Genomic DNA, 5,151 nt, shown 5'->3' with positions numbered 1-5,151 from the left:
CGGTCCAGGGCGGCGTCGGTGTCGGTGCCCTCGGGGGTGTCCGGGCTCAGGCCGGTACGGACCAGGACGACGCTCACCTCCTGGCGTACCGGCACCCGTGAGCACGTACGCAGGCAAGAAGGCCGTCGTCACCGGCGGCACCCACGGCATGGGCCTGGCCACCGCCAAGGCGCTGATCGCCGGCGGCGCCGAGGTCCTGGTCACCGGCCTGAACGAGCGCAACATCGAGGCCGCCCGCGCCGAACTCGGCCCGGCCGCCCACGTCGTGCGCTCGGACGCCACCGACCTGGCCGACATCAAGGCCCTGGCCGCCGAGGCCGAGGCCACCCTCGGCCGGATCGACTTCGTCCACATCAACGCCGGCTTCGCGCAGGTCGAGCCGTTCGACACGGTCGACGAGGCGACCTACGACAAGACCTTCGCGGTCAACACCAAGGGCGCCTTCTTCACCGTCCAGGCCCTGCTGCCGCTGCTGAACGACGACAGCGCCCTGGTGTTCACCACGGCCGTCGCGGACGGCACCGGCACCCCCGGTATGAGCACCTTCTCCGGCGCCAAGGCCGCCGTGCGCGCCTTCGCCCAGGTCCTCGCCGCCGAGCTGCTGCCGCGTCGCATCCGGGTCAACGTGGTGAGCCCCGGCTTCATCAAGACGCCGACGATGGGCGTCGCCACCGTCACGGACGAGGAGCGCGCCCAGTTCGAGAAGGAGGGCCGCGAGCTGACCCCGCTCGGCCGCGTCGGCACCCCCGAGGAGGTCGCCCGGGCCGCGCTCTTCCTCGGCTTCGAGGCCACCTTCACCACCGGTATCGAGGTCGCGGTCGACGGCGGCATCGCCCAGGGCCTGGTGCCGCTGCCGCAGTAGCCCCCGTCGCGGCGGGTGCACGGAGGCCGCCGTCCCGTGGGGGACGGCGGCCTCACCCATGGGCCTGTACGGCGCTGCCGGGTGCGGTCGATCATGGACCCCACGGCATCCGCGCCGACAGGGGGAGACACCACCGCATGAGCACGCACACACCCGCGTCCGGCGCGACCGGACCCGACACCGCCTCGGCCGTCCGGATCGGCGCGCTCGTTCCGCTCACCCGCCCCGGCTGGACCGAGGCGGGCCGCCATCTGCTCGCCGGGCTCGAACTGGCCGCCCGCGAGACCAACGACGCGGGCGGCATCGACGGCCGGCCCCTCGAACTCCTGGTCCGGGACACCGCCGCCGACCCGGAGCGAGCCGCCGCGGCCGTGGACGAGCTGGCCGCGCTCGGCGTGGTGGCCCTGGCGGGGGAGTACCACAGCGTCGTCGCCCGCGCCGTCGCCGCCCGGGCCGAAGACCTCGGCCTGCCCTTCCTCTGCTCCTCGGCCGTCCTCGACGCCCTCACCGACGCACCCGCACGGGGCGTCGCCCGCCTCTGCCCGCCCCAGTCCCACGGCTGGCGGATCTACGCGGACTTCCTCCTCGGCGCGGGCCACCGCCGCATCGCGGTGGCGGCGCAGCCCAGCGTCTACTGGGCGTCCGGCGTCCGCGTCCTGCGCGATCACCTCACCCCGCACGGCGGCGACGTCCTCGAACTCGACGCCGAACCGGGCGCGGTGTGCGACGGCCTCGCCGAGGGCGGCGCGACGGCGCTCCTGCTGCTGGCCGGGCACCCGGAACCGGCCGCGCCGATCGCCACGGCCGTCCGCCGCGACCCCCGGCTGACCGGGGTCCTCGTCGGCGCGCCCGCCGGACAGCCGGAGTTCGCCCCCTGGGCATCCCTCCCGGACGGGGCCGGCGCGGGTGTCCCGTTCCTGCGCTACCTCCCCGAACGGCTCGCCCCGCTCGGCGCCCGCGTCGAGACCGCCCTGCGCGCGAGCCTGGGCGAGGCCCCGTCCTTCGTCGCCTTCGAGGGGTACGACACCGTCACCGTCCTCGCGGAGGCGCTGCGCACCCGCGGCCCGGACCGGGCGCGGATCGCCGCGTCCTGGGCACGGCTCGCGGTGGAGGGCACCCGGGGCACGATCCGCTTCTCCCGCGCGCCGGGGACCGGCGTCTGGCAGGCGGCCCCGCCCCCGGTCCAGGTGGCCGACCGCGACCCGGCGCGACCGGACCGCTTCCGCGTCCTGCACACCGGCTGAGCGGCGGCCCCTCAGCCGTACTCCTGGCGGCTGCGGGCGTTCACCTCGGCGACGAGCGCGTGCAGCAACTCGTCCTGGCTCAGGTCGCGGACGCGGGCCGGGTCCGCGTCCCACTGCGGCCCGCCGCCCAGCGGCCGGAGCCGGACGGCGGACGCGTCGGCGGCCGTGATCCGGCCGACGCGGCCCAGGTCCTCGTCCAGGACGGCGTCCCCGATCCCGGGAGCGTCCTCGTCGCTCACGTCCCGGCCCCCCGGGCGATCACCTCGGCGAGCAGATGCGCCACGGGCGCGGAGCACACGCCGAGGTGCACGAGCGCGTACCGGGCGTCGTCCTCGCGGTCGTCCGCCCAGGGCGTGCGGACGTCCATGGCGGGGAGCTGCACCCCGGCCCGGCTGAGCGCGACGGCGAGCGCGTCCCGGGCGGCGTGGGCTTCCTGGAGCTTGGCGGGGATCTCGGAAGTCATGGCCCCGAGAATGGGCCCGGCCCGGACCGGCCGGTGTGTGGACACGGGGGTGACTCCCCGTCATACGGCGTCGTTCCACATCTTCCACACCGGCCACGCTCCCTCCGCCCGCGCGATTCGTTGATCCCAGGACCCGGCCGCACCGCGTGGAATACGTTCCGTGGTGTGGTCCCGTGCACGTCCCGGAGGGAGCGGCATGCCGCAACGACGCGTCATCACCGGCCGGAGCCAGGAACCCCGCCAGCGGTTCGCCGAGGAACTGCGGACCTTACGCGCGGCGAGCGGCATCAGCCTGCGCGCCCTCGGCGAACGCCTGGGCTGGGACTGGTCGTTGTTCGGCAAGATGGAGAAGGGCGAGACCCTGGGCAGCCCGGAGGTCGCCCAGGCCCTGGACACGCACTACGGCACGCCGGGGTTGCTGCTGGCGCTGTGGGAGCTTGCGGCGGGGGACAAGTCCCAGTTCAAGGAGCGGTACCGCAAGTACATGACCCTGGAGGCCGAGGCGGTGAGCCTGTGGCATTTCGCGGTGAGCGCGCTGCCGGGTCTGCTCCAGACCGGCGAGTACGCACGGGAGTTGCTGGCGGCCGGTGGTCTCCGAGGCAAGGAGCTGGATCAGCAGGTCGAGGCGCGGCTCGGACGGCAGCTCCTGCTGGAGGGCGAGGACGCGCCACCGTTCCGGACGATCCTGTCGGAGGCGGCCCTGCGGACGGCGCTCCGGGACGAGCGATCCTGGCGCGAGCAGCTCGCCCACCTGTCGGCGATCGCCGAGCGTCCGAACGTGACCCTCCAAGTCCTCCCGCAGCGCGCGGGGTTGCACGGACTGTCGAACACGGACGTCTGGTTCCTCCGGCTTCCGAGCGGGCGTACCGTGACGTATACGGAGCACGATTTCGGCGGGGAGCTGTTCGAGGACAACGCCGTGGTGGAGCGCATGCAGCGTGCGTACGATGCGATGCGTGACCTTGCGCTCTCGCCGGTCGAGTCGCAGAAATTGGTCCTGGGCATGTTGGAGGAACTACCGTGCGATCCATCAATCTGAGCGCTGCGACCTGGCGCAAGAGCAGCTACAGCAACTCGGACGGCGGGGCCTGCGTTGAGGTCTCCGACGACTTCCATGCCGTCGTACCGGTCCGGGACAGCAAGGTCCCGCACGGTCCCGTGCTCGTCTTCCCGGCGGCCGGTTGGACCTCGTTCGTCGGTGCCCTCCGGGACGGGCAGCTCGGCGGCTGAACCCGCACCGCCACGGCCCCGCGCTCCGACTCGGAGCGCGGGGCCGTCGCCGTACGCGGGCTAACGCCCGCCCCCGCGCCACGTCCGGGGCCCGTCGAAGCCGGTCGAGCGTTCGGGGCGTCTCCAGCGGGCCACCGCCCGCTGGCGGCGGGAGACGTCCTCCGGCTCGGCGCCCGCCGCCGCCGTGCCGGCGAGCAGGACCGCGGTCAGCGCGGCCAGTTCGTCCGCGGTGGGTGCGCCCCGGTGGACCCGGATCAGATGTGCGTCGTGCGTCTCGCTCATCGTCGTGCTCCCCTCTCGGGCTACTGCGGCGGGTTGCCGTGCTTGCGGCGCGGCAGGTCCGCGTCCTTGGACTGGAGCATCGCCAGCGCCCGGGCGAGGACCGAGCGGGTGTCGCGCGGGTCGATCACGTCGTCCACGAGCCCGCGTTCGGCCGCGTAGTACGGGTGGACCAGCTCGGTGCGGTACTCGGCGATCTTCTGCCGCCGCATCTCCTCCGGGTCCTCCGCGGCGGCGATCTCCCGCCGGAACACCACATTCGCGGCCCCCTCCGCGCCCATGACCGCGATCTCGTTCGTCGGCCAGGCGAGCGCGATGTCCGCACCGATGGAGCGCGAGTCCATCACGATGTACGCGCCGCCGTACGCCTTGCGCAGGACGAGCGAGATACGCGGCACGGTGGCGTTGCAGTACGCGTACAGCAGCTTCGCGCCGCGCCGGATGATCCCGTTGTGCTCCTGGTCCACGCCCGGCAGGAAGCCCGGCACGTCGACCAGGGTGACCAGCGGGATGTTGAAGGAGTCGCAGAACTGGACGAAGCGCGCGCCCTTCTCGCTCGCCTTGATGTCCAGGACCCCGGCGAACGCGGCCGGCTGGTTGGCGACGATGCCCACCACCTGGCCGTCGATCCGGGCGAACGCGCACACCAGGTTGGTCGCCCAGGCCGCGTGCACCTCCATCGACTCGCCGTCGTCCACCAGCTCCTCGATCACCTTGCGGATGTCGTAGGCGCGGTTGCCGTCCGCCGGGACCAGGTCCAGGAGGGCGTCGCCCGGGCGGTCCGCGGGGTCCTCGCTCAGTGCGGAGGGCGGCAGTTCGCGGTTGTTGGACGGCAGCAGGGAGAGCAGGTACCGCACCTCGTTCAGGCAGGTCTCCTCGTCGTCGTAGACGAAGTGCGCGACGCCGCTGGTCTCGGCGTGCACATCCGCGCCGCCGAGCCCGTTCTGCGTGATCTCCTCGGCGGTCACGGCTTTCACCACGTCCGGGCCGGTGATGAACATCTGCGAGGTCTCGCGGACCATGAACACGAAGTCCGTCAGGGCCGGGGAGTAGGCGGCACCCCCGGCACACGG

8 protein-coding genes are annotated in these 5,151 nt (G+C 73.5%); 4 read left to right on the top strand and 4 right to left on the bottom strand.

Going from position 1 to position 5,151, the window contains the following annotated elements:
- The first annotated feature begins 97 nt into the window (after positions 1-97).
- Both ABZ457_RS30385 and ABZ457_RS30380 read left to right on the top strand, forming a co-directional pair.
- Entirely contained in the window at positions 98-862 is a 765-nt protein-coding gene (locus ABZ457_RS30385; RefSeq protein WP_359164239.1) for an SDR family oxidoreductase, read from the top strand.
- 137 nt (positions 863-999) lie between these two features.
- A complete protein-coding gene (locus ABZ457_RS30380; RefSeq protein WP_359164236.1) occupies positions 1,000-2,106 on the top strand; it encodes an ABC transporter substrate-binding protein in 1,107 nt (368 codons plus the stop codon).
- A gap of 11 nt (positions 2,107-2,117) precedes the next feature.
- Here ABZ457_RS30380 and ABZ457_RS30375 read toward each other — a convergent pair whose 3' ends face one another.
- Positions 2,118-2,345: a hypothetical protein gene (locus ABZ457_RS30375; protein WP_359164234.1), complete on the bottom strand. Its 228-nt coding sequence runs from the start codon at positions 2,343-2,345 to the stop codon at positions 2,118-2,120.
- Positions 2,342-2,569: a hypothetical protein gene (locus ABZ457_RS30370; RefSeq protein ID WP_359164231.1), complete on the bottom strand. Its 228-nt coding sequence runs from the start codon at positions 2,567-2,569 to the stop codon at positions 2,342-2,344. The genes ABZ457_RS30375 and ABZ457_RS30370 overlap by 4 nt, the downstream gene beginning before the upstream one ends.
- A gap of 196 nt (positions 2,570-2,765) precedes the next feature.
- Here ABZ457_RS30370 and ABZ457_RS30365 point away from each other — a divergent pair, with 196 nt between their 5' ends.
- Entirely contained in the window at positions 2,766-3,608 is an 843-nt protein-coding gene (locus ABZ457_RS30365) for a helix-turn-helix transcriptional regulator (RefSeq protein ID WP_359164228.1), read from the top strand.
- Complete coding sequence (locus tag ABZ457_RS30360) at positions 3,590-3,799, top strand: DUF397 domain-containing protein (RefSeq protein WP_359164225.1); 210 nt, start codon at positions 3,590-3,592, stop codon at positions 3,797-3,799. Before ABZ457_RS30365 ends, ABZ457_RS30360 begins: the two co-directional genes overlap by 19 nt.
- Before the next feature lie 60 nt (positions 3,800-3,859).
- Here ABZ457_RS30360 and ABZ457_RS30355 read toward each other — a convergent pair whose 3' ends face one another.
- Positions 3,860-4,081, bottom strand: coding sequence for an acyl-CoA carboxylase epsilon subunit (locus ABZ457_RS30355; protein ID WP_359164222.1), 222 nt, complete (start codon positions 4,079-4,081; stop codon positions 3,860-3,862).
- 20 nt (positions 4,082-4,101) lie between these two features.
- The coding region (locus ABZ457_RS30350) for an acyl-CoA carboxylase subunit beta (protein ID WP_359164219.1) at positions 4,102-5,151 on the bottom strand (1,050 nt) is incomplete at its 5' end.

Source organism: Streptomyces sp. NPDC005805 (assembly GCF_040630445.1).
Classification (GTDB): Bacteria; Actinomycetota; Actinomycetes; order Streptomycetales; family Streptomycetaceae; genus Streptomyces.
This window is presented reverse-complemented; position numbering and strand designations above follow the sequence as displayed.

Bases quoted from the DNA above. Each gene is read 5' to 3' on its own strand.
- ABZ457_RS30380 (WP_359164236.1), top strand. From the start codon at position 1,000: ATGAGCACGCACACACCCGCGTCCGGCGCGACCGGACCCGACACCGCC.
- ABZ457_RS30370 (WP_359164231.1), bottom strand. From the start codon at position 2,569: ATGACTTCCGAGATCCCCGCCAAGCTCCAGGAAGCCCACGCCGCCCGG.
- ABZ457_RS30355 (WP_359164222.1), bottom strand. From the start codon at position 4,081: ATGAGCGAGACGCACGACGCACATCTGATCCGGGTCCACCGGGGCGCA.
- ABZ457_RS30365 (WP_359164228.1), top strand. From the start codon at position 2,766: ATGCCGCAACGACGCGTCATCACCGGCCGGAGCCAGGAACCCCGCCAG.